A 25,281-nucleotide genomic window follows, 5' to 3' on the forward strand; every position below is an offset into this window, starting at 1 on the left:
CCGACGATGATGACCAAGGATCTGCAACAAAAGCTCAAGGATCACTGGGACGAACTCACCGCGTCCGAGCAAAAGATTGCCACGCATTTGTTGCACAACTTCCGCGATCTGCCGTTCGAAACGGCGGCATCGCTAAGCAAGCGTGTCGGCGTAAGCCCCATGACAGTGGGGCGCTTCCTGCGCACGCTCGGTTACGACGGCCTCAACGAGCTGAAAGAAGAATTGCGCGGCGACGGTACGTGGCGCCATCTCTACAAGGAACCGGAGCAACCCAAAGACACCGACGCCTTCGCCGCGCACTTACAGTCGGAAATCCGCGCGCTGACCGATGTGCATGCGCTGATCGGCACCAAGGAATGGAAATCAGTGGTGAAGCTGCTGGTAACAGCAGACCGCGTATCGGTAGCCAGCTTTCAGCACGCCACGTTTCTCGGCCAGGCGCTGGCCAAGACACTGGAGTGGCTCAGGCCGCGCGTGTCGTTCAACGGTGGCAGCGACGGCGCCTATGTGGACATGCTGCTGGACTCCACGCCCAACAGCTGCGTGGTGCTGATCGACATGCGCCGCTACTTCAAGCAGTTTCGCGCATTGGCCGAAGAAGTCGCCGCACGCGGTATTCCACTGGTATTGATCACCGATACCGATTGCTACTGGGCGCGCGAACTCACGCCACACGTGCTGATGATCCAGGCCAGTTGGGTTTGGCACAGCTACAGCGCCTACATGACGCTTTTCAGCTTGCTGGCCACCTCGGTCGTGCAGGAAACCGGCGACGTGATGGGCCGTGTGGGCGACATCAATCAATTGCGCCAGCAGCTCGTCGGGTATCTGGGGGCCACGCCATCCAGGCCACGCGAACCTGCGACCGGTACTGGCAAAAGGGCGCAGGCCGGCCGCTCCAAAACGTCCCCCGGCACGCCGAAGAAATCGGGCTGAGCATGAGAACGGGCGGCGCTGATCCAACGCCACCCGTGTTGCCATGCTTATCGCTTAAGGCGCGTTGCCTGCTTGCAGGTGCTGCACGATATCCAGCGACTTCTGCACGTGATCTTGCGGATGCAGATGATCGGTAGCGGAGGACAGCGTCGCCACGATCTTGCCGTCGCGACCGATAACGAAGGTGGTGCGTTCGATGAAGTTGTGATCGATCGCAACGCCACGCACGTCGGTCAGGCCAGGCTGCCCGGCCTGCACCTTCAACTCGTACGACGCGGCGATTTTGCCGCTGGCGTCTGACGCCACCGGGAACTTGCCAGCGCAATACTTCGGATCGGATGAAAACGCATTGAGTCGCTTCAAGCTGTCGGCCGATACGCCGATGATGGTGGCGCCGGCGGCATCAAACTTTGCTTTCTCGGTCGCGAAGGTATGTGCTTCGATATCACAGCCGCCTGTATAGGCCGACGGATAGAAATAAACCACCACCGGGCCTTTCTTTAGCGCGTGCTTGAGGGAAAAGGTGAACGCCTTGCCCGCCAGGCTGGCCTGCGCCGTGAAATCCGGTGCCACCGCGCCGGGCGCCAGTGCGGCCAGCGCCGGCACTGCGAGAGACAAACCCATGACGGCCACGCCGGCTGCCAACGACCGTGCCAGATACTTCTTCATGCCTGCATTCCTCTTTGGAAAAAGTCGGGTGAAGCGTAGACGCGGAGCCGACGCCGTTGCGTCGCCGGCTCTCGATCAAAACCGCCAAGTGGTGTGTGCCTTATTTTCGCTGGCCGGTTTCACGGGGTTACGTCAAGGGGCTGGACGATTCTGCCCTTCCTCTAAGCAACCACCCATCGCATCGCATTTTACATTAAAAATATACGTTAACTATTTGAAATTCGTTGTTATATTTTTTAAAACCAATCAAACCATCCCTGACACCACGCTGCTCACACATATATATGTGTAGACCCCGCTCGAACGTCATCAGCGGATGTCGGCACCGGAACGATCGCCTGATCTGGGACTACCCGCATGACACTAGCCAAGGCAAGCAAATGGATCTTGCCGAGGTCATGGAACCCACGAACGAAGGCTTGATCCAGAAACCCGACCTCTAGTGGGACTGGTCCGGCTTTCGCGTGCTCCAGCAGAACGCGTATCAGCGCCAGGTGCCCCCGCACATTCACCGGCACAAAGGGCGGCCTACGGTTCGGGTTCGTAGCGATGATTCTTCACCCTCGACGGGTCGACCTCCAGCGGCCGCGAAAAATCGGCAACCAGCGACCCATCGGGATTGAAATGCTCCCGCTCGATCGCTTCCCAGGTGACCCATACACAATCTGTGCCTGATTCCCGTGCATGCGAACGGTGCTTGCACGGATAAACCGTCGTGGTGGGTTTGATGCGTATAGGCATAAACGCTCCCGTTGCGAGAAGCTTTCATGGAACCGCTACGTTACTGCGTTGCGGCTCACGGGCGCTACTGCCGATGGCGATGGGTGTGATCGTGGGTTATTTCTTTCGATAGCACCTGCTGCGAAGTATCAAATATCAACGCCATGTGACGGATTTGCCCGGTTATTCCAATCGCGTGCAATTTCGTTATAGTTTGTCGCTATAGGCACTGCTGCCCGGGGGAAGGGACTTCTCGAACCCGCTACATGCTGGTTCCGGACAGTCATGCGTAACAGGGGATCGGACATGTCCACGAATACCGGCCGGCCACATCCGCAGGAGGCCGCCACATCTCGCGCGGGGCCGCAGGGTACGCAGGTGCTATCTGCTGCGGAAATCCAAAAACTGGCCCTCGGCAACCTGCTCGAGCAGGACCATGGCGCGTCCACGCACGAACCCTTGCTGGAGGGCGTGCGCGGCATGCACAAAGGCCAGCGTCATCGCCTGCACCAAGGGCGGCAGACCATCGGGCGTCGCGGCGACAATCACATCGTGATCGACGACCCCAGCGTGTCGGCCACTCACGCCTGGATCATCAATCAGCATGGGCATTACGTGCTGATGAATACGCTGTCGACCAACGGGACCTTCGTGAACGACAAGCGCATCCATGAAACCGTGCTCGCGCACGGCGACAAAGTGCGCTTCGGCCAAGCCGAGTTCACGTTTCTGACGCGTGAGCCGGAGCGAACCGCATGGCGTCGTTACGCGTATGCCGTGACGGCATTGCTGGTACTGCTGGTGCTTGCCAGCTTGGCGTGGTGGCTGTACTGACGTTGCGCACATGAACCGGGCAACGCCGACGAGGATTGGACGTTACCGCATCGATGGCATTCTCGGTGAGGGTGCCATGTCGATCATCTATGCCGGGTTCGATCCGGAAATACAGCGGCAGGTCGCCATCAAATGCCTGCATGAAAGCGTTGTCGACGACGTCGGTTATCGCCAACGCTTTCTGGTGGAAGCGCGCGCGGCCGGACACCTGACCCATCCGCACATCGTCACGATCTTCGAGACCGGCGAAACAGACGACGGCCGTCCCTATATTGCGATGGAGCGGCTGCCCGGCGAAACCCTCGCCGCTTATGTTGCAACCTACGGGCCGCCTCCAGCCTCCGCGGTGATTGAATTGGCCAGCCAACTTGCCGGTGCGCTGCATTACGCGCACGCGCAAGGTGTGATCCATCACGACATCAAGCCCGACAACATCATGCTGGTCGATGGCTTGCGGCACGCGAAGATCGCCGATTTCGGCATCGCCGAACGGGGGGCGAAACGCTCTCGCTCATCCGCGCAGGACATGATCGGCGGCACGCCGAACTATATGTCGCCCGAACGCCTACAAGGCCAGCCGGCCGATGCGCGCAGCGATTTGTTCTCGCTCGGCGTGGTGTTGTTCTGGCTGGTGGCCGGACGCCTGCCATGGACTTATTCGGGTGATCTTGCGCGACTCATGCGGCAACGCAAGCGCCTGCCCGAGCCGCCCATCAAGCCGCACGACCCTGCCACGCCGCCGGTATTGATCGACATCATCCGCACGATGCTGGCGGCCTCGGTCGAGTCGCGTTATCAATCGGGTGATGAAATTGTCGAAGACCTGCGCCTGGCTCGCCGCAGTTACGAGCGATCGCGTGAAGAACTTCCCCACCCTCGCCTGCAATCGCTGGGCATACGCTGGGCCAGCGTGCTGGGGGCCGCCGTCGTCATCGTATTGTTGTCCGGCATGCTCGCCATCTACATGAAACAGCGCGTGGCGGTGACAGGCCTGGCGCTGGATTTTGGTAGCACGCTGGGGCAAATCATCGCCAGGGATGCGGCCGAAAACATAGTGATGGGCGATCACGCGGCCACGCGCGCGTTGGTTGAGGACATGGCGCGCAATCAGCAGATCGACTACCTGGCGATTGCCGATCGCGATGGAAAAATCATCGCCAGCACGCAACCTGGTGAAGAGGATCAACCGCTGCCCGCACCCTCAGGCAGCGCGCCGGATGTACTGGCCAACGACGTTACCAGCTACCGCCTTCGCATGGGCAGCATGCATGGCGCGCAAAACACGCGCATCTTCGATGTGCCGATCCGCTATCAAACCAAAACCGTAGGCGCCTTGCGCCTTGGCGTAAGCGAAGCGCCGTTGCAGGCGGCGCAAGATACCGCCCTGTGGGTGCTTGGCCTTGTGCTGCTCACCACACTGGCAGCCGTGCTTTTGACCGCCTACTGGCTGTTCAGGCGATTGCGCGGTGCCCTCGATCTTCTGGTGGCCGCACTACTGCGTATCGCACGCGGCGATCATTACCACCGCATCCGTCTGGTTCGTCATGATGAGCTCGGCCGCTTGTTCGCTGCATTCAACCTGATGGGCGAAGCACTGACGGCGCATGGCGAAGGCGCACCCGAGAATCCCGTTGCACCCCTTGAACGTGACGCATCGATGGAGCGCACGGAACTGATCCCCGTACCGCGCTCGGACACCTGACAACCCCGCTCAGTATTGTTGTAGCCGTTGCTTGAGCTCTAGCGCCCGCGTTCTGTAGACCACTGCCGGTTCATAACTGGGATCGACCACCAGGATGCGGTTCCACAGCGCGATCGCCTGATCCAGATGCTGATCCAGATACAGCACCATCGCTTGCTGATGCGAGTTGGCTACCCACTCCCTGCTGAGCGCCACAAAGTCGGGGTCCGATGATTTCAGTTGCGGATCCAGGGCGAATGCCTGATCGAGCATCGCAACCGCCTTCTCGTGATGGCCTTGCCTATATAGCGCAAGGCTCTCATCTCCGAGCTGTCTGGCACGCTGCGGCGATGCTGGCGAGACTGCTGGTACATCATCGTGCGGCGCTACCTCAGCGCTCGCCGGCTGCGGTGCCGCTGAATCATCCCTGACGTTGGCTGCCGAGGCAGTTGCCGTAGTATCGACGCTATCGACGCGGGAACCCGGTATACGGAGCGTAGAGCCCACCCTGATCAATGAAGGGTTGGTCGAATCGTTGTACCGGGCCAACACCACGAACAAGTTGGGATCGCCGAGGTATTTGGCCGCCAACGTGCTGTACGACTCGCCCGGCTGCACCACATGCGGGCTGTATGTGGCGCCAAGTACGTGCTTGGGATTTTCCGTCAGCTGGCGAAGAAAGAATTGCGCCGCGCGGTCTTTGGGGTGCTCTTGCAGATAACGCCGCAGCGCCGTCTCGCCGTCGGCATACCGACCGTTCTGCAGGTCCCGGTGCACGATAGTCGATATCGACAGCCTTGGCGCGGGCTCCTCATCGGGCGCAGATGGCGCGGCAACCGGCTCCGGCTTTTGCCCTGGATGGTCGTTTGACCCCGTTGGCTTGATGTTTACTTTTGCACAGCCACCGACGAGGACAACCATTAGTAAGGCAGCCGCAAGCATCTGAGAGCGCAGCAATGTACAGCGACCTTCCTTAAGCATTTAGTTTTCGCAACCCTGATTCAGAGGCCAGCCAGGCCTTGCCACCCTAGCAATAGCGAGTCGCCGACAAATCCGACGTCCCATTGCCCCACGGACAAACACGTTAAGCCACTCCTGGCGCCGCTGCAAACCTAATCCGCCTTCGGCCTAGGAGATGTGAAGACCAGGCGAAGGCATGGCGATGCAAACGCCTGCCTGAGCGATAAGCCTTCTGCGTTCGATGGATAACACGCGATCAGCGCATTGATACGACCACGCATGACGACGTCACCGTACAACGCATGCACCGATGACATCGATCACCTCGATGCTGATCATTGTCGCGCGCACGTATCACTCGCTCTCGATGCATATAGATAAACGTATGCATTCATGAACGCACGCAACATGCGCACAATCGATATTGACGCGAGCGACACACTCTTCTTTGCACCCTCACGCACGGTCAACGCGTGCACCGCGCTGTTGCATTTTTTCACACGCGTGTCACGTGCCTATTAATTTTTGCTATCACAATCTTGAACGAAAATATGCGATAAATCGCACGTTTTTTAACGTCGCATACACCACCCAACTCATAGGATCGCCCCCAAGCACTGCACCTGGTACGCAGTGCCCGCGAAGGATTCAGGGGCCATCGCTACATGTACGCAGTCGTGTAGTCGGGAGAATCCATGCAATACCGGATGCTAATTTCATGTGCTATCGCTGTATCGTCTTCTGCAGCTGCAATGGTCCTTCTCTATCACCACGCAGAGTCGATAGGGCTGGTGGATCGACCTGATGAACGCAAGCGGCACGTAGGCAACATTCCGCTGATCGGTGGCCTGGCTGCATTTTTCGGCGTCATCGTCAGCATGTGTTTCGAAGGGCAATCGCTGCTGTTCACGAATGTCCTGCTCGGCACCGGCGCCGTATTGGCACTCACCGGCGCGCTGGATGATCGTTTCGACTTGAGCGTGCGCCTGCGTCTACTCATACAGACCGCAGCCGTGCTCACCATGATCTATTGCACTGGCATATACATTCATACGTTGGGCCATCTGTTCGGCTACAACCTTGAGCTGGGCGCTTTGGGCATCCCGCTGACGTTGGTCGCAGTGGTTGGGCTGCTCAATGCCTTCAACATGATGGACGGCATCGATGGGCTGGCCGGCATGCTTACCTTGGTGAGCATCGGCGGCATCAGCATGCTTCAGGGCTTTTCGCACTGGCATAGCATCATCCTGTTGCTGCTTCTGGCCGCCTCGTTGCTACCCGACCTGGCCGCCAACCTCGACCTCATCGGGCGCAAGGTTTTCCTTGGCGATGCCGGCAGCATCATGATCGGATACTTCCTGGCGTGGACGCTGATCCAGCTCAGTCAGCAGTCGCATCCTTATCTGTCGACAGTCGATGTGCTGTGGTGCGTTGCACTCCCTTTGCTGGACACGCTGCAAGTAACGGTACGCCGTTTGCGCGAAGGCAAATCGCCGTTCAAGCCTGATCGCGGCCATATCCATCACATCATGATGGATGCGGGGCTCAGCGCGCACACCACGCTGGTCGCGCTGATCGGGCTGGCCATGGCGCTGGTTTTCATGGGTATGCTCACGCGCCATCTGGCACCTGGCAGCAACCTGCTCACCTTCGGCGCTCTGTCGGTCATCTATGTCGCATTGGTGGGTCGCGTTTATCGCGCTCAACGCGCACGCAAAACATCGCCCCTTGCAACGGCGCAATGGCTGGTGCCTATTGCCAGAAAGTCGCCTGCCGTTGCGCATTTCCTCGCACCTGCCATGAACAACTATGAGGAACACGACGAGGAGAACGAACAAAAAGCCGCGGAATCGTCAAAACGATGAACGGCTGGACGAAGCCTCACACCAACAACCCATCAGGAAAACACCAACGTGGTTGCCATGGGTAATACAGACAACACAGTGACGCAACGACCGAAGCTCAACGCACCGCAGGAGCTCAACGCATCGCAGGCGATCGACAGCGTGCGCCCAGCCGCCCTCAGCAGCGAGAGTCACGCACCCGTCAGCGTGGTGGTGCCGTGCTTCCGATGCGCGCACGTTATCGAACACACCGTGGCCTCGGTTGCATCGCAGGTGGTGCTTCCCGCGGAAGTGTTGCTGGTGGACGACGGCAGCGGCGACGGCACACTGGCACGACTGCGGGACGTCGCCCGTTCGTACCCGGCAGGGTGGGTCAAGGTCATCGCCATGCCGCGCAATGGCGGGCCTTCGGCGGCACGCAACCGTGGCTGGGAACACGCCACGCAACCGTGGATCGCCTTTCTCGATGCAGATGACAGCTGGCATCCGCAAAAGCTGAAGCTGCAAATGGACGTGCTCGCGAAGGATCCGAACATTGCGCTGATCTCCCATGCGATGAATGTGCAATCGCGATCCGCGCCGTCGCCGGCACTGTCATATCCGGTGGACGTGCATATCTTTGCGCGGCACCTTTTCATGATGCGCAGCCCCTTCCCCACCGCGTCGATCATCGTGCGACGGAACCTTCCCTTCCGCTTCGACGAAACACGCTGGCGCGCCGAAGACTTCATGCTGTGGGCGCAGATCCTTCTGTCCGGCTATCGCTGCGCCAGGATCAACCAGGTGCTGGCGTCGTGGCACAAGCCACCGTTTGGTGCAGGCGGACTCAGCGGCGACATGGTGGCCATGTACGAAGCGGCCCTCGATGTTCGCAAGAGTCTGCACGAGCAAGGCCTGCTTGGCTGGTGGCAGTGGCAGATTACCGACGCCTTCAGCCTCATCAGATATGCGCGGCGGCGCGTGATCACCTTCAAGCGCCGCTATGACGAGCTCTCCATCGCCAGCCGGAATGCCTGAGCCATCACAATGTCTTCTACCATGACGCCATACGTCGAATATTCCAAGACGTCCAACATCACCATCAATGCGCGCGTGATCCTTAGCATCATGCTGGTGTTGGCGGTCTGCCTGTTCGTCGACATCCTGGTCGGCACACGCAGCATCGATGTGGGCACCGATACTTATGTGTACGCCGAGGTTTTCCATGAGTTTCGCGGCGGCCCGGTGGAAACGCGCTTTGAGCCAGGCTTCCTGATTATCACCAAGCTGGTCAGCATGCTCGGCTTCAGCGTTCAGGCCTACCAATGCATTCTGTTCGGCCTGCTGCTGGTGTTTGCCGTTATCGCGGCACGCCATTTTTTTGAGTATCTGGGGAGCACCCAAGGCTATCTGACCTACCTCACAGCTGGGCTTATGTTCCTGCTGCTATCGCCGATGTTCGTGAACGCCTCGATCAACGCGGTTCGGCAAGGGCTGTCATCGTTGCCGGTATTCATCGCCTTGCTCGCGTTTCATCAACGCCAGTGGCGAACGTTCTTCATCTATGGCGTGATTGGTGCGTGCTTCCACTATTCGGCGCTGCTTTACATGGCGTTCGCACCGCTGCTCCTGCTCAATATCAAACTGCTTCGCGTCGCTGCCATTGTCGGTTTCGTTGCGTATTGCACCGGGTTGACCATGACCGTCGTCCGCGCCGCGGTGCCTTATATCTATAACCAGGTGATGGATTACAGTCTTATCTCTCAATACAAATCCGGTGTGCGAATCGATTTTGCCGTGTTCTCCATCTTCTGGTATCTGCTACCGTTCGTGCTGTCAGGCATGGTGCGGAAACCCTACGCCACGCGCCTCAAGGACAGTACGGCGGTGTACCTGGTGATGTTGCTGCCATTCTTCACTCTTGGTTGGGGAAACTTCTCCAACCGTTACCTGCTATCGGCCTATATGGCGGTGTCTTTTATGGTCGCCGCGGTGTTTTTCCATAGCCGTCTTTCGGTGCTGCGCAATCCCATATTGCTGCGTGGCGGCTTATTGGTTTCATGCGCAGTTTTTTACTACTACGTAGCCAATCAGGTGATGGTATGAGTGCGTCGCTCACCGATTACCGGGACGTTCCCGTTGACGCGATCCGGCGGGTTCAAATCAACACCTCACCTAACTCAGGGGAGGTGGACTTATCGCCATTGCTGGAGAAAAACCGGGAAATCGCATCGCTCGACCTTGTATCGCTCGCCGACATTCTCCGCAATGCGTTTGTCTATCCGCCACACACCATCTACCGTGACGTGAAGATCGCTGCGACGGGGTTTGACCCGGAACAGGACATGCATGCGAACCCCCGTTTCCACTTTGCGTTCCAGGGGGAACTGGCCCCGTCGCGCCCGCTGCCGAACACGGTGGACGACCACACGCTTCTGCAGACCTATCACCAGCTTCTATGCGAGGCAGTCGAACGCTCCACAGCCGACATGCGCTCACCGTGGTTCCTGCAAAGTGGCGGCAAGGACTCCACCTCGATGGCCATCGCGGTGGCCGACGCTCGCCCGGATACCACATGCCTGACCTATCTTGGCGGCAACGAGGAGAACGAAGTCGCCTCGGCCTGCTTCGTCGCCGAACAACTCGGTCTGCGCCATGAAACTCTCGTGTGCAACCCTTCCAGGGCCTACGATCGCTACCTTTCGCTGCTTCCGCGCATGCCGCTGCTTTCAGCGGATTTTGCCGCGCTTTCGTACATCGACCTGGCGACCGAAATACATCTTGACGAGGGCGACGGCATTATCGATGCGCTGGGTTCGGATCAGTACTTCGGCGTTCCGCTGCATCGGCAAGATCGCGTACTGGCTTTGATGGCACGCGGCCTGCCTGTGCCACAGAGCCTGTTCCAGTCGCGCTTCGTAAGCGGCAGCTTCAAACTCTGCTTTGCGCTGGCAACGCTGCAAATGAACGAGTTCGAGCGCTACTTTCCTGGGTCGCGCTTCAGCGACAAGGAAGTGGACGAGCTGTTTGGCTGGAACATATCGGCCTCGTCGCGACAACGCATGGACACGTTTCACGCCGATATCCATGCCGCAGCGTCGGCCGAAGCCGTGCGCAGAATTTCACTGGTGGTGGGCGAGTCGGCGCATCTGGCCAAAGGCATGCTAGCCAGCCAGGCGTTGTCATTGCACCTGGCTTATCCGTATGCAGATGCCCGCTTCCGCGACTGGATTTTCCATCACGTTCCCGACGATCGCCTGATCGGTCCCGGTGGCGTGAATAAAGTGCTGATGCGCCAATATATCGCCCAGCGCTTTGAGCAATTGCCGTACGTACAAACAAAGGGCTGCTTCCGTTTCGATTTGCGTGGACTGGCCAAGCAGCGCTTCGATCAGGTTTATGCTTTCGCACAGCAGATGCAATCGTTGCTTCCAGGGGCGCCGCGCTGGCTCGAAGCGCATCGCCATCACATGGGCAACAAATACTTCGCCTCGAAGTTCTATCTGCTCGCCATGATTTTGCCGTGGATTTTGAGCCGCATGCGCCCAACCACGGCATACGAAGACGCCACCGTCCACGAGAAGGTTGCGTGATGACAGGGAAGGCAAGACTCCGGCAGGTACACGCGTCACCAGGCAACTGCCGTGGGGTTCGCCCCGACGCTGCCTGGACGCTGCCGTTTACAAAGCTCCGTTCTGCGCTTTTGCGCCATTCATGGTTGAAGCGAAAAAAGCTTCACGGCCGTCTACGCAGGCACTTATTTCTGCGCCACGCACCCGGTGATCTTATGACATCCGCCATGCTTCCAAAAAAAAAGCATACCGCCTTCGCTCGATCGCGTATTCAGGTCAATCTTTCGCCTTATCAGGACGAAGTGGATTTTTCTCCACTTGACGGTCTCGAACACGGCGACGCACCGCTCGACCTCGTATCTATCGCCGATCTTCTGCGAAATACGTTTGTCTACCCTCCCCACTCCATCTATCGGAATGTGAAGGTTGCCGGCTCGGGTTTCGACCCTGCGCAGGACATGCACGACAATCCGCGGTTTCACTACCTGTTCCAGTCGGCCTTGGCATCGCCCCGCCCCGCAGCGGATGCCACGGATGACGAAGAACTCGTGCAAACCTACCATCGCCTGTTATGCGAGGCGGCCGATCGCGCCACCAGCGATATGCGCTCGCCATGGTTTATGCAAAGCGGAGGCAAGGATTCCACGTCGATGGCCATCGCCGTCGCCGAGGTACGCCCCGACACCACTTGCATTACCTATCTTGGCGGCCGGGAAGAGAACGAGATCGCGTCCGCACGCTTCGTTGCCCGAAAGCTGGGCTTGCGCCACGAGGCACTCGTCTGTGATGTAGGCAGAGCATACGACCGTTATCTTGCGGCGCTACCGCGCATGCCGTTGCTGACGGCCGATTTCGCCGCGCTCTCCTACGTCGATCTTGCGACCGAAGTAAAAGCGCATCATGGCGACGGCATTATCGATGCGCTTGGCGCTGATCAATACTTCGGCACGCCGGTCCATAACAAGGAACGCTTGCTTGCCCTGCTCGCGCGCGATCTGCGCTTGCCGCAAACCATGTTCAGCTCGCGGTTTATCAGCCACAGCTTTCCGCTTTGCTTTGCGCTGTCCACGCTACAAATGGATCGTTTCGAACGTTATTTTCCTGGCTCGCGCTTTAGCGATTCCGAGGTGGATGGTCTATTTGGCTGGAACATTTCCACGTGTTCACGCCAACGTATGGACACCTTCCACGCCGATCTCGATGCCGCCGATTCGAGCGAGGCCGTTCGGCGTATTTCGCTGATCGTGGTCGAGTCGGCGCACATTGCCAAAGGCATGTACGCCTCCAAGGCCATGTCGCTGCGGCTTGCCTACCCTTACTGCGACGACCAGTTTCGCGATTGGATCTTCAATCACGTTCCCGATGATCACCTGATCGGCCCACGTGGCGTGAACAAGGTGCTGATGCGCCAATACATTGCCAAGCACTTCAACGAATTGCCGTATGTCAAGGCAAAAGGTTGCTTCCGCTTCGATCTTCGCGGCCTCGCAAAGCAACGCTTCGACCAGGTCTATGCGTTTGCCGAACAGACAAGCGCCTTGCTGCCTGGTGCGCCACAGTGGCTACTCGCTCATCGCAATCGTTTGGACAACAAGTATTTCGCATCGAAGTTCTATCTGCTTGCCATAACGCTGCCATGGCTATTGAGCCGCATGCACGATACGCATCGGCCGCCGGTAACCGCCATCAAGGAACGGGTATCGTGAAGGACGGGATACCGGTTGATCTCGCTTCTGCCAGGCGGCGTGACTTCATTCGCCGCTCACTGCTGACCTTGCCACCCCTCGCCTTGTCCGCCTGGGGGTTTCCACATTCAGCATGGGCCTGGCAAAAAAGTGACGGGCCTACCGTCAACGTGCGCGACAAGGGTGCCAAAGGCGATGGCGTGCACGACGATACGTCAGCCTTCCAGGATGCCGTCGACAGCCTTCCTTCCAGTGGCGGCACGGTGATGGTGCCGCCGGGCAATTACGTGATCGACGCGATGCGCGCGATCAATCTACACTCGAACATGCTGTTTCAGATGGCGCCCACGGCCACGCTTACGGCCATTGCGAACGATTCCCCCCGCTCGCATGTGATCAAGGTGTGGAACGCCAATAACGTACGCATCACCGGCGGGCGCATCGTCGGCGAGCGCAGCGGGCATACGGGTACGGGCGGCGAGTGGGGTTACGGCCTCAACATCTCCTCGTCCAACAATGTGCATGTGTCGGACATGCACATTTCCGATTGCTGGGGGGACGGCATCCTTGTTGGCGCACTCGGCCCGGATGGCCATGCCACGCCGTCCAGAGGTGTCACCATCGATCGGGTCATCTCTACCAATAATCGTAGACAGGGCCTTTCCATCTGCCCGGTCGATGGTGTGCTGGTCACCAACTCCACCTTCAGTGGCAGTCATGGAACCAAGCCGGAATCTGGCATCGACATCGAGCCTCAAGCGCAAGGCTACGCGCAAAACATCACCATCGACCATTGCACCATCAGCGGCAATCACGGTACCGGCATGGAGATTCACTACAACGTGTTCGACGTGACGGTGAAAAATTGCACCTTCGAAGGTAACAACGGTTACGGGCTGCTGTCCGTGGATAGCCCTTCGCAGCTTACCTTCATCAATAACGTCATCACCGGCAACGGCCTGGTCGGATTAGTGATCGCCGGCGCGTCGAGCCATGTGAAAGCCATCGACAACACCCTTGCCGGCAACAGTGCGCGCTACGCACGCCGGCTGGTCTCGACGCTCGAATCGCCTGGAGCGCCCGAGCAAAAGCGTGAGTTGCGCGTGGACCCCAACACCAGCGACATCACCGTATCGGGCACCAAGTTTTCGCAGTGAAGAACCGCCCCACTCTCTTGCGGACGCAACGGAATGAAATTTGTCTTCTTCGCCAATACCGACTGGTATCTGTATAACTTTCGCTTGTCGACCGCCCTGCGCCTGAAGGCCGACGGGCATGAGGTGGTCATGCTATCGCCACCTGGCACATTCGGTGCGCGCTTTGCGGAGCACGGATGCCGATGGATACCGTTGACCATGGATCGGGCCAGTCTCAACCCGTTGCGTGAAGTCGTGACGCTTTATCGCGTCGTCCGCGTGCTACGGCGCGAGCGGCCGGATCTCTTGCACAACTTTACGGTGAAGTGCGCGATCTACGGTGCATTGGCTGGGCGCGTCGCGCGTGTCGCCGCCATCGTCAACGCCGTTGCCGGGCTTGGTTTCGTCTTTACCAGCGAAACGGCCAAGGCACGCATGCTGCGTCCGCTGGTGAAGTTGCTTCTGCACGCGACGCTCGATAGCAAACGATCGCTGCTGATATTGCAAAATCCCGACGATGCCACCGCGTTCGTCGCTGCCGGATTGATCTCGCAAGAGAACATACGCGTCATCCGAAGCTCCGGCGTAAACACGACGCGCTTCCAGCCACGGCAGCCCCACCACCCCCATGAACGCCTTCGCGTATTGCTTGCGGCGCGCCTCCTGCGCGAAAAAGGCGTGCAGGAATTTGTCGATGCTGCCGCGTTGCTACGCAAGCAAGGCCGCGATATCGAATTTCTCCTCGCTGGCACGCCCGACCCTGGCAATCCGCATTCGATATCGCCCGAACAGGTCCAAGCATGGGCGGACGACGGCGTCGTACGCTGGCTTGGTCATGTCGACGACATGGCCGGACTTCTCACTACCGTTCATGTGATGGCACTTCCGAGTTACTACCGCGAAGGCGTTCCAAAGTCGCTGATTGAGGGCGCCGCGTGCGGGCTTGCACTCATCACCACCGACATGCCTGGTTGCCGCGAAGTCGTGACGCGCGATGGTGTCGATGGTTTGCGGGTAGAACCACGCAATGCGCAAGCGCTCGCCGCTTGCATAGCAAAGCTTGACGATAATCGTGAGCTCTTGTCCCGATTGGGCGACCGGGCGCGGCAGAGGGCACTGAAGGATTTCGACGAGCGGCTGGTTATTCAGAGAACCGTAGACGTCTACACGGAACTCCTGCACCCGCTGGATGGAACGGCTGCCGCTTTGCGGCCATCGCCCTGATCCATCCTTAAATCGATTGAAATTATCCGTATGGACGTCTAGACGTCTATATGGATTATTGTCGTCTGCGTATTTAACAAAAAATGCACGAAAACCTCTGCGGGCCGTGCAGCGTAACGGACGCGTCGTACAAATGTCGTTATTCCGTCTAATGTGAACAGAGGCACAATTTCACATTTGCAATTTCACGCGCACATGACGCACCTTACGCCGGCCGTTGACAAAAAAGAGGCTATTTCAAAGGTGAAAAGTAAGTCAGTGCTGAAAGGCGCGCAGGGGAATTCCCACAAAAACTCGAGCGTATCCGTTCTACGCAATCTTAACTTCACGTCGCGTCAAAAACGCTTGACCGCCATTACAGCGGCTCTAGCTCTTTCTTTGGCGACTCTACCGGCGTTTGCAACCAACTGGTGGACTCAGACACCTTCGGTGTCGATTGGCTCCGCAGTCATCAATGTGACGAGCATGGGTGCCTCGGGCAACGGTTCAATGGATGATACCAAGGCCTTCCAGGCCGCTATTAACGCGCTGCCGGCCAGTGGCGGCACGATCGTGGTGCCCAATGGCACTTACATGATCAATGCTGTCACGGGCGTGAGTATGCGTTCTCACGTGCGTCTGTCGTTGGCGGGTTCGGCCTACATCAAGGCCATTCCCAACAACCAACAGCGCTACAACATGATCAAGGTCTGGAACGTTAACAACGTCGAGATCGAGGGCGGCAACTTTATCGGTGAACGTACCCAGCACACGGGTTCGGGCGGCGAATGGGGTTACGGCATCAATATCTCGGGCTCAAGCAGCGTTTACGTGCATGATCTTGGTGTCTCCAATTGCTGGGGCGACGGCCTGCTCGTCGGGGCCACGGGATCTGGCAGCAGCCTGGTGCGTTCCACCGGCGTCACGATCAATCGTGTCACGTCCAAGAACAACCGTCGCCAGGGTTTGACGATCACTCCGTCCAACCAGGTGTATGTGGTCAACAGCACCTTCACCGATTCGAACGGTACGGCTCCGCAGGCTGGTATCGACATCGAGCCGGCAACGCAGGGCACGGTGACGCAGGTTCGCCTGGAAAGCGACACGCTGTCGAACAATGTCGGCAACGGTCTTGAAGTTCACACCAATGTGAGCGGCCTGACGTTGTACAAGGTCACCTCGGAAGGCAACAAGGGCTTCGGCGTTTACACCGGCGGTCCGACCAATGTGTCCATCACCGGCAGCAACCTCAGCGAGAACTATCTGTTCGGTGTGGACATCGCCGCTGGCACCAACAGCGTAACGATTTCCGGCAACACCATCGAATGGAACGGTGATGCGTGGTTCTACGCTCACGGTGAGTCGATCTTTACGGAAGGCTGGTCGCCGCGCGACATCGAAATCGCCAGCACGGCGAAGGGTGTCTCCCAGTCCAACAACGTTATCTCTCCCGAGAAGTAATCAACGCATAGAAGTAACGAAGTGGCCGTACGGATTGTCGGGAGACGATCCGTACGGTTTTTTTATTGCCCTACCCTTTCCTTAGCTTTGATGGCCATCAGGTACGCCGTGCGCGCGTATGGAACCAGCGCACACCCAAGCACATGGCAATCAGCAGCGAGGTTTCGCCCGCAACGGTAGCGAAGGCTGCGCCCATTTCATGGTGCGTGGGAATCAGCAGTACATTGAATATCACCACGACCCCGGCGCTCAGTCCCATCGCGACCACGCGATAGCGCATGTGAATCTCGTTGAGCAACGCCGCGCTGATCGCGGTGGAAAGAAAACGGATGGGCACGCACAGAGCCAGCACGGTCAATACATGCACCACCGGCCGATACTTTTCGCCAAAGATAATCGGCACTACCCAAGGCGCAACGCCGATCAGCGCCACCGCAAGCACAATGCCGGACGCCAGCATGGCGACCGCCGCGTGGCGATAGACCATCCAGAATTTGTGCCTGTCATGCACGGCCCAGCGATGAAATTTCGAAAGCAGGAATTTCTGGTAGACCGTGGCGGGAATAAGGTAGATCGCGGTCATCACGCCTAGCGCGATGCCGAAAATACCGGCTTGTGCATTCCCGTTGAGGTACTTCAACAGCACGGTGCTGATCTGAAAGAAGATGGGATAGAGCGTCGCCTCCAAGCCGTATGCCCAGGCTTGCGACCACAGGCGCGCAACAGTCGGTAACGGTGCGTCTGCCGTGGTCGACGCCGCTGGCGCGGGACCATGACCGTGCAAACGTATGCCGCCGCGCATCATCGCCACCAGGCGCGGCAACGCCATGGCGGCGACACACAGTGAAATGAAGCTGAAACCAGCGGCGACGAAGCGCCCATCGGGCGCCACCATCAATAACAGCATGGCGGCCACGAGCAAGCGGCTGCCCGGCGTGGTCAACTGCCACCACGCCAGCGCAAAGTGGCGTTCTTCCAGGCGCAACTGACTGCTGATCAAACTGACCGCAAGAATGCCCAGCACCACCGGCAACAGCAGCAACAGCATCGGCCGCGCATCCAGCGGCGCGCCGGTCAATGACCACACCACCACCACACCAAGCGTCAGCAGCGTACTGCCCGTGATGAAGCGCAAGGAAGGCCGCAACCAGCGGTTGCCCTCCCAGCCTTCTACGCCATAGACCTGCAGCCAATATTGCGGCAATCCGAAGCCAGCCAGCGGCGCCACCATGGTGATGGTGGCCAGCGATGACGCGAGCAGGCCGTACTGGGATGGCCCAAGTTCGCGCGCCAGCAGCGCCTGGGTGATGAACGTCAGGCCCGCGCCGAAGGCGGTGGAAACCCACAGCATCGAGATGGCGCCGAGCGCGCGTCGCCAACTCTGCGGCAATCGCCCCAGCCAGGGAATGTCGGAGATGGAGGAGTTCACGCAAACACCCACACAAGCGTGCGTTCGTGCGTCATGACTGCAGCCGGTGGCGAAGGTATCGCCACCGACCGGCGCAATCTGCCGATGAACCCTTTATACCTTGGAGGGTTCGTAGGCGTAGTAGGCATAGGCGTAGTAGCCGGCTGCACGCTTCTCCACAAGGTTGAAGATAGCTCCCTTGATCGGTACGCCGTTCTGTTCGAGGCGCTGTTTGGCCAGGGCGATCTCGCGCACCTGGTTGATGCCAAAACGCACCACTAGCAAGCTTGTGCCCGCATGATGACCGATGACCGCCGCGTCGGTCACCGCCAGCACCGGCGGCGTATCGACGATGATCAGGTCATAGCGCGGGCGAAGCATTTCAAGCAGCGTGTTGAAATTGGCGTGCATCAGCAATTCCGACGGATTGGGCGGAATCTTGCCGCGCGATATATACAAGAGATTGCTTACGCCGTTGACGGTGCGAATGGCCTGGCTGGGTTCGACCTGTCCGGAGATGAGTTCGGACAGGCCGTTTTCAGGCCGGCCACCGATCATCCTGTGCAGCAATCCCTTGCGCATGTCTGCATCGATCAGGAGCACGCGCTGACCAGCTTGCGCCATTACCACTGCAAGATTGGCCGCCACGAAGCTCTTGCCTGCGCCCGGGCTGGCGCTGGAGATCATCAACACGTTGTTGCGTGTTTCCAGGCGCGCAAAATGCAAGCTGGTGCGCAAGCTTCGCAAGGCTTCCGTAGCCATATCAGCCGGTGCATTCAAGGACAACAGATGCTGATGGCTGTTGGAACGATGTCCAATCCGCAACGCGCTCTTGCGCTGCGTGTCGCTGAGCGGAATGGAGACGTAAACCGGCAAACCAAGGCGCTCGATCGCCACCGGATCTTCGACACCACGCGAGAGCAACTGGCGCAGAAAGATATATGCGAGTGCCGCCAGCAGGCCGAGCACTGCGCCGCCTGGGATCACCCACAACGCACGCGGCCACCACGGCTTGGCGAGGTTCACGGCGGACTGGTCGATGACGCGCACGTTGCCGACGGTGCCGGCGCGCGCGATATCCAGTTGCTGTGCCTGGTTAAGCAGATTGGTGTAGGTCTGGCCGGTGACGGTGACATCACGTGTCAGCTTCAGCAATGCCTGCTGAGTATTGGGCAGCATGCCGATCTTGTGCTGCAGCGCGCCCTTCTCACCTTGCAACTGACTGATCTGCTGTTGCAGCGAACGGTATTCAGGATGCTCTGGCGTGTAATGACGCTGCACTTCGGCCATCTGCATCTTCAACTGATCCAGGCTGGTATCGATCGATACGTTCTGATCCAGCAACGATTGCGTCTGCATCGTCAGGTCGACCGAATGCTCCTTGAGCTGATACGCATTCAACGCCTGGGTGGCGTGATCCAATTCCTGCTTCACCTTGGGCAGTTCTTCGCGCACGAACTGCAGGCTGTTAGCCGCTTCCGCCGCGCTTCGATCGATGTTCTGCCGCACGTAGAGCGACGTCACCTGGTCAAGCAGATTGGTCGCCACGATCGGATCGCGATTGTTGTAGGTCAGCGCGATGATGCCTGAATCCTTACCCTGCTCTTCGGCCTCGACATCCTTCTGCAGCTTCGCAATGGTATCCATATGCGAGTGCCGAACCACGCGGAAACGCATGCCTGGATTAGCTTGCAGGCTTTGCACCTGGATCGTCACACCGTTGCCCGTGGCCACTTGGCCCACGCGGCCGTTCACCAGCACGTTGCCGTCCGGGTCCTGCAGCGTATAGGCGCCATGATCACCGGCGATCAGGGACAGCTTTTCGTCCAAAAGATCAGCCGGCACGTCGAGCCGGAAAATATCGAGTTGCGAACCACCCCAGTCATAACGGCTCAGACCGAATACGGGCGAGGCTATTTCACCCGGATGATCGGCTACGAACTGGCGCGATATATAAGAGCCGATGAGCGGAAAGCGCTTTGGCGTCGCCTCGATATCGAGCTTGAGGTTTTCCACTGCCTGGCCGATCACCTTGCGCGACGTGAGGAGCTGGATTTCCGTAATCGCCTGGGATGTTGAAATGCCGAGCGACTGCGAAAGATCGTCCATACCTGGCAAGGTGGGCGCTTTTTGCTCGACCTGCACCGATGCACTGGCTTGATAGATCGGAGTGGCAAGTATCGCGTAGAGCACGCTGATCAGGAAGAACACGATCGTGATCGTAATGATCTTCCATTTGTTATCAGCCAGCGTCCCTAGCAAGGCACGCAAGTCGATATCATCATCGCGTGTTGCGAAGGTCTGCTTGGTGGTCATAAGCCGCTCCTCAAGGGATCACTCATAGTTAGAGATAACGAAGCCAGCTGTCGACGCCGCTCTCGATCATGGCGTGGACATGCTCGAATACGTGTCGTGGCTGGCGAAAGGGGTCGGGTACATCACTGGCGGTGTGCCACTTATCCAAAAGAAACAACTTACCACTGGCTTCGGGCGCTACCCTCGACACAGCGGTCAAGTGATTGCGCTCCATCGTCAGTATGAGATCAGCGTCGCGCAGCATGGTGGGATCGAGCTGTCGCGCCCGGTGTTCGGCTGCATCGATGCCATGTTCTTTCAATATTTGCATCGCGTTGTCGTCCATAGGTCGTCCCACCAATGCCTTAAGACCCGCACTGCTGATGTGAATGCCGCGATGAGCCAACCTCTCGCGAAACAGAAATTCGGCCGTAGGGCTGCGGCAGATGTTGCCTATGCAGACGATCAAAATACGTTTGAACACGTATGGAAACACTCCCATCGCTTGTGCTGGCACAAGACACCGTAAGCCATATCCCATTGTTAGCTGTATATTTCAACGTTTTCTGCCCTTACATGTGCCGCGTACGCACGCGCAATCAGGTCTCATCGTCTAAAGTTCAGATGAAGTTATAGCCCTGCATTCGTCAAGGCCACATGGATTTTTCAAAACATTTGGCATCACAAGACGTTTTCTACACACACGTGACGAAAAAAAGTCGCGCTCGACCACAGTTCATTTACGACACCGCGACACTGTCGCGAGCTTAATTAATTAAGCAAACGTAGCCGATATGAGAGGGTTTGTTATTCATAATTCCGCACTTGACGCCCAGTGCTTCAGCCGAGTGGCACAAACATCGAAACATGTGGAGTGCACATGAAAGTATCGTTTGTTTTGGCAGCGTTATTAGCAACATCAGTCCTGGCTGGGTGCGCCGTCGTTCCCGGACAACACATGTCCGAAAGCGCATTGTCCAATCCTGATAAAGGTCGTGTTCAGCTCGTGCAGATCACACCTGAATGGATCCAGAGCCAACAGGAAGTCCGACCATCACCGATTGCACCGGAACTGCTGAGCTATCGGCCCGAGTCCTATCGGATCGGCCCCGGTGACATGCTTTACATCACGGTGTGGGACCACCCTGAACTGACGGCACCGGCCGGCTCGCAGCAACAGACAAGCGCCAACAGTCGCCTGGTGCGTTCAGATGGCACGCTGTTCTATCCCTACGCCGGCATCATCCACGCGCAGGGCATGACCGTTGACGAGTTGCGCGATGCGATCACCAGCAAGCTCACCAAATTTGTACCCAACCCCCAGGTGGACGTTGCTGTTACGAGCTACGGTAGTCAGCTGATTACGCTGCAAGGTGCTTTCAACAGGACCGACCCGCAGCAGGCGACCACTGTTCCCCTGACACTTGCGCAGGCGATTGGTACGGCAAGCATCGATCTTGGGCATGCAGATTTATCCAATCTCGTGTTGACGCGCGATGGGCAGGATTACCATATCGATCTGAACACCATCAGCAAGGCCACCGAGCAGTCCATTTTTCTGAAACCCGGTGATCGTCTGTTTCTCGGATACAACGACGACAAGGAGATCTATGTGATGGGCGAAGTGATGCGCCCGCAGGCGATTCCGTTCAGAACCGATGATTTGACGCTGACTCAGGCATTAGGGCGCGCCGGCGGATTGGATCCGGTGACGTCCAGCGGCAAGTCGGTTTATGTGATTCGCGGTGTAAAGAATCTGGCCGCCGAACCCGCCACGGTATTTCACCTCAACGCACGCTCACCCGCGGCATTTGCGCTGGCTGACGATTTCCGTGTGAGGGCCGGTGACGTGGTGTGGGTCGGCGCGGCAGCGATCACGCAATGGGGCCGCTTCCTCAGCCAGTTGGTGCCGCTTTCCAGCCTGGTTGGCAATGCAGCCTTCGCCAAGGAGCAGATCAACGCGACACCATAACGATGGCGTCGTTTGGGTTCCGCAGATGGGCGCCGGTAAAACGGCGCCTTTTTTTATTTGCCAGGGCCTGAACGAAGCCGCTCGATTTCGGCGTAGGCCGCATCCAGCTCATTGCGCAATGCCTGATTGCTCTCCAGCAACTGCTGAATTTCCTGGCATTGCGAAATCACTGAACGAAGCACGTCGCTTTTCACCGTGACGTGGCGCGCGCGATAGGCCCGCATGCGTTCGGCAGCGGTTTTGGCGTTGCCGGTGGGCGGCCGTCCTCGTCGCTTTTTGTGGGAAAGCAGCATGGCAATGGTTCCTGGATCGCGAGGATCCACCATGGCGGCACTCCTTTTGTGTTGAACTTGGCGCAATTTATTGTAACGTTACGTAAAATGCAACAAAAAAAATAGCTGCATTCGCTGCAAGCCAAGGGCGGCGCTAAAAAGGGTGATCCCAGCTTTACAGTCATTCGGGCGAACGCCGAAATGACGACATGACAAAGCAGAACGGTTTCGCTGCAGCAATTTGCTCAGACAACAGCGCACCTTCCCTGACATGACTCGGGAAACGGACATAGCAGCAAAGCAAAACGGCCAACATTTGAAGCTGGTCGCACGCGTATCGTTAAACCCCACTCCTTGCGAGCAGGGATGTCAGCGTGTCATCACGCTATTTACTGGACAAGAATCTCGTCAGAGAACAGCCAAATATCGTTGGCTCCGCCCGTAAACGAAGCCGGCATGGTCTTGCGCTGATCGGCTTCCACGCGCAGGTAGCGCGTGGTAATGGCCTTATCCGAATGAAACCGGAATTGATGCGTACCGCCCGCGGATGACTGATCATCGGCGGGCGTATCGCTATAGAGCGACGTCCAATGCTGGCCGTCAGTCGAGACAGAAAAGACCACCCGTTCCGGCAGCAGAATCCTGGACTGCGTGGAGAACAGAAAGCCTACGTCGATAGCGTGAACGGCCGTTTCCTTTTGCAGATCGATCGTGGCGATCATGTCGCTGTCGTGCCAGGCCGCCCAACGACCGTCATGCAAATCCGCGCTCCCCCTCACACCATCAATCAGCGCGTCACCCGGCGCATACGACGCGTCGGCCGGCTGTGCAAAAGAAATGGAGTGGCCAGAAGCGAGATTGTTCGCCAAGGTGAAGAGGGTGGCGTTGTCGTAGCGCAAGCCGCGCCTGTAGGGCACCACTTTCAGCGTCCCTGCCCGTTCGATGTTTACCTCATCGCTGAAGGAAGGAGAGCGCTCCGTCGGGTCCGCACCATTGATGGTGTAGTGATTTTGCAAGTCGCTGAAGCCACGTTTGGCATGCAGCTGCCACCTATGCTGCTGTGCGTCCAATGCAATGGAGTAACTCACGACGGGCTGATCTTCCGGCCCGTAAGCCACGTTCTGGCTGTTCAGCCAGTCTTCCTGCGCATGCAGGCGCTGTTCGAAATCCGCATAGGCGGCATCGTCATGCGTTCCCGTCCACAGATTTTCGGCAAAGGCGATCAAACGCGGGTACATCTTGGATTCGGCGTTGAACGGATTGGCGCGCTCGCTCCACAACGGCGCTTCGGCGCCAAGGATCTGCGCGCGGTGTTGCTTGAACACAGCGTCATCGCCCGGTGTGTCGGGTGACGTGTGTCCCGTGATGTCGGTGCTGTAGACATTCTTTACGGTGAGGCGGTCCAGCGGAGCATCCAGATAGAACGGACCGGCAATGATGACGCGGTTGCCATTCAACAGCGCTTTGCGCGCCTCGTCATCGCCTCGCCAGATTTCGATGATGGCGTTCTTGTCCGCGCCGCCTTCGAGTATTTCATCCCAGCCGATCAGGGTTTTGCCCTTGCTGTTGAGATAGCTTTGGATGTGCTTGATGAAGTAGCTCTGCAGCCCTTCTTCATCCTTCAGGCCTTGCTCGTGCATCAACGCCTGACAGGAGGCGCAATCCTTCCAGCGATCCTTGGGCGTTTCATCGCCGCCAATGTGCACGTATTGCGAGGGGAACAAGCCCATGACTTCGTCCAATACGTGTTGCAGGAACACGAACGTCTCAGGATTACCCACGCAGTAGATATCCTTGAACACGCCCCAGGTGGTAGGCACCGTCAAGGGTTGTTGCGTGCAGGAGTATTCGGGGTACGCCGCCAGCGCCGCCACGCTGTGACCCGGCATCTCGATCTCGGGGATCACCGTGATGTTGCGCGTACGCGCGTAATCCACTAATTCGCGCACGTCCTGCTGCGTATAGAAGCCACCGTAACGACTGCCGTCGGCCTCGGTGCGCCACGCGCCCACTGACGTGAGCTTAGGGTAACGGCTGATCTGAATACGCCAACCCTGGTCTTCGGTGAGATGCCAGTGGAAGGTGTTGAGCTTGTAGTAGCTCATCAAGTCAAGCTGTTTCTTGATGAAGGAAACTGGATAAAAATGGCGACCTACGTCGAGCATGAAACCGCGATAGGCGAAAGTGGGCCGATCTTCGATGCGAAGAGCCGGTATCACCGTGGACGATGCGTGCTGGATCGGCAGCAACTGACGTAACGTCTGCACGCCCCAGAATAGCCCTTTGTCGCTCGACGCCTGAATGATCACGCCACGCGGCGTAACCGAAAGGCGATAAGCCTCCTCGCCCTGAACCGTCGGATCGATCGCCAGCACAACGCCATGCGCGTGCGGGCTGCGCGACAGTCTGATCCCGGTCTGCTGATAAACCGATTCGCGCAGAAAGGCGACGATTTCCTGTGCACGCGCACCTTCCGGTGCATCGATGCCGGTATGTGCATCAAGTCGATAACTGCCCTGCCTCACCTCCATGTGCTGCGGCTTGGGAATGATGCTGATTTCCGCCATTGCCTGCGTACTTGCGAGAACGGCCAACACGCCAAGACACCAGGTCAAGAGGGATTTCAACATCAGATGAATTCCTTGCAAAAAAAC

General features: G+C 58.2%; 20 protein-coding genes. 12 read left to right on the forward strand and 8 right to left on the reverse strand.

Going from position 1 to position 25,281, the window contains the following annotated elements; genetic code table 11:
* Positions 1–6 precede the first annotated feature (6 nt).
* Positions 7–936, forward strand: coding sequence for a MurR/RpiR family transcriptional regulator (locus DWU98_RS05285; RefSeq protein ID WP_230474703.1), 930 nt, complete (start codon positions 7–9; stop codon positions 934–936).
* Positions 937–990: 54 nt separating this feature from the next.
* On the opposite strand, the gene DWU98_RS05290 is transcribed toward DWU98_RS05285, so the two are convergent.
* Positions 991–1,605, reverse strand: a complete 615-nt coding sequence (locus DWU98_RS05290) for a peroxiredoxin (RefSeq protein WP_196239473.1) — start codon at positions 1,603–1,605, stop codon at positions 991–993.
* Between the two features lie 528 nt (positions 1,606–2,133).
* The gene (locus DWU98_RS05295) at positions 2,134–2,346 is read right to left on the reverse strand and encodes a hypothetical protein (RefSeq protein WP_115494441.1); all 213 of its coding nucleotides are present in this window, start codon (positions 2,344–2,346) and stop codon (positions 2,134–2,136) included.
* A gap of 285 nt (positions 2,347–2,631) precedes the next feature.
* Here DWU98_RS05295 and DWU98_RS05300 point away from each other — a divergent pair, with 285 nt between their 5' ends.
* Together DWU98_RS05300 and DWU98_RS05305 are read left to right on the forward strand one after the other, a co-directional pair.
* Complete coding sequence (locus DWU98_RS05300; RefSeq protein ID WP_115494442.1) at positions 2,632–3,159, forward strand: FHA domain-containing protein; 528 nt, start codon at positions 2,632–2,634, stop codon at positions 3,157–3,159.
* A gap of 10 nt (positions 3,160–3,169) precedes the next feature.
* Entirely contained in the window at positions 3,170–4,861 is a 1,692-nt protein-coding gene (locus tag DWU98_RS05305; RefSeq protein WP_115494443.1) for a serine/threonine-protein kinase, read from the forward strand.
* A 9-nt stretch (positions 4,862–4,870) separates the two neighbouring features.
* Here DWU98_RS05305 and DWU98_RS05310 read toward each other — a convergent pair whose 3' ends face one another.
* Positions 4,871–5,617 carry a LysM peptidoglycan-binding domain-containing protein gene (locus DWU98_RS05310; RefSeq protein WP_230474704.1) on the reverse strand — a complete coding sequence of 249 codons (747 nt, stop codon included), beginning with the start codon at positions 5,615–5,617 and terminating at the stop codon, positions 4,871–4,873.
* Between the two features lie 935 nt (positions 5,618–6,552).
* Here DWU98_RS05310 and DWU98_RS05315 point away from each other — a divergent pair.
* From DWU98_RS05315 to DWU98_RS05350, 8 genes are all read left to right on the forward strand, one after another.
* The gene (locus DWU98_RS05315; protein ID WP_158544976.1) at positions 6,553–7,665 is read left to right on the forward strand and encodes an undecaprenyl/decaprenyl-phosphate alpha-N-acetylglucosaminyl 1-phosphate transferase; all 1,113 of its coding nucleotides are present in this window, start codon (positions 6,553–6,555) and stop codon (positions 7,663–7,665) included.
* Positions 7,666–7,722: 57 nt separating this feature from the next.
* Complete coding sequence (locus DWU98_RS05320; protein ID WP_115494445.1) at positions 7,723–8,661, forward strand: glycosyltransferase family 2 protein; 939 nt, start codon at positions 7,723–7,725, stop codon at positions 8,659–8,661.
* Positions 8,662–8,682: 21 nt separating this feature from the next.
* A complete protein-coding gene (locus DWU98_RS05325; RefSeq protein WP_158544977.1) occupies positions 8,683–9,729 on the forward strand; it encodes an EpsG family protein in 1,047 nt (348 codons plus the stop codon).
* The gene (locus tag DWU98_RS05330) at positions 9,726–11,216 is read left to right on the forward strand and encodes an asparagine synthase-related protein (RefSeq protein WP_158544978.1); all 1,491 of its coding nucleotides are present in this window, start codon (positions 9,726–9,728) and stop codon (positions 11,214–11,216) included. The genes DWU98_RS05325 and DWU98_RS05330 overlap by 4 nt, the downstream gene beginning before the upstream one ends.
* A gap of 206 nt (positions 11,217–11,422) precedes the next feature.
* Complete coding sequence (locus DWU98_RS05335; RefSeq protein WP_158544979.1) at positions 11,423–12,901, forward strand: asparagine synthase-related protein; 1,479 nt, start codon at positions 11,423–11,425, stop codon at positions 12,899–12,901.
* Positions 12,898–14,037, forward strand: coding sequence for a right-handed parallel beta-helix repeat-containing protein (locus DWU98_RS05340; protein ID WP_158544980.1), 1,140 nt, complete (start codon positions 12,898–12,900; stop codon positions 14,035–14,037). The genes DWU98_RS05335 and DWU98_RS05340 overlap by 4 nt, the downstream gene beginning before the upstream one ends.
* 33 nt (positions 14,038–14,070) lie before the next feature.
* Positions 14,071–15,240: a glycosyltransferase family 4 protein gene (locus tag DWU98_RS05345; RefSeq protein ID WP_115494449.1), complete on the forward strand. Its 1,170-nt coding sequence runs from the start codon at positions 14,071–14,073 to the stop codon at positions 15,238–15,240.
* Between the two features lie 195 nt (positions 15,241–15,435).
* Positions 15,436–16,680, forward strand: a complete 1,245-nt coding sequence (locus tag DWU98_RS05350) for a right-handed parallel beta-helix repeat-containing protein (protein WP_115494450.1) — start codon at positions 15,436–15,438, stop codon at positions 16,678–16,680.
* Positions 16,681–16,777: 97 nt separating this feature from the next.
* On the opposite strand, the gene DWU98_RS05355 is transcribed toward DWU98_RS05350, so the two are convergent.
* The 3 genes from DWU98_RS05355 to DWU98_RS05365 form a co-directional block, all read right to left on the reverse strand.
* A complete protein-coding gene (locus DWU98_RS05355; RefSeq protein ID WP_115494451.1) occupies positions 16,778–18,109 on the reverse strand; it encodes a lipopolysaccharide biosynthesis protein in 1,332 nt (443 codons plus the stop codon).
* A gap of 93 nt (positions 18,110–18,202) precedes the next feature.
* A complete protein-coding gene (locus DWU98_RS05360; protein ID WP_115494452.1) occupies positions 18,203–20,404 on the reverse strand; it encodes a polysaccharide biosynthesis tyrosine autokinase in 2,202 nt (733 codons plus the stop codon).
* A gap of 28 nt (positions 20,405–20,432) precedes the next feature.
* Positions 20,433–20,924 carry a low molecular weight protein-tyrosine-phosphatase gene (locus DWU98_RS05365; RefSeq protein WP_329955398.1) on the reverse strand — a complete coding sequence of 164 codons (492 nt, stop codon included), beginning with the start codon at positions 20,922–20,924 and terminating at the stop codon, positions 20,433–20,435.
* Between the two features lie 417 nt (positions 20,925–21,341).
* Between DWU98_RS05365 and DWU98_RS05370 the strand changes: the two genes are divergently transcribed.
* Entirely contained in the window at positions 21,342–22,355 is a 1,014-nt protein-coding gene (locus tag DWU98_RS05370; protein ID WP_230474705.1) for a polysaccharide biosynthesis/export family protein, read from the forward strand.
* 53 nt (positions 22,356–22,408) lie between these two features.
* Here DWU98_RS05370 and DWU98_RS05375 read toward each other — a convergent pair whose 3' ends face one another.
* Entirely contained in the window at positions 22,409–22,681 is a 273-nt protein-coding gene (locus tag DWU98_RS05375) for a hypothetical protein (RefSeq protein WP_115494454.1), read from the reverse strand.
* Positions 22,682–23,016: 335 nt separating this feature from the next.
* Positions 23,017–25,257, reverse strand: coding sequence for a family 20 glycosylhydrolase (locus DWU98_RS05380; protein ID WP_115494455.1), 2,241 nt, complete (start codon positions 25,255–25,257; stop codon positions 23,017–23,019).
* Between the last annotated feature and the right edge of the window lie 24 nt (positions 25,258–25,281).

The sequence above is a fragment of the Dyella monticola genome, assembly GCF_003363155.1.
In the GTDB taxonomy this organism is placed as follows: domain Bacteria; phylum Pseudomonadota; class Gammaproteobacteria; order Xanthomonadales; family Rhodanobacteraceae; genus Dyella_B; species Dyella_B monticola.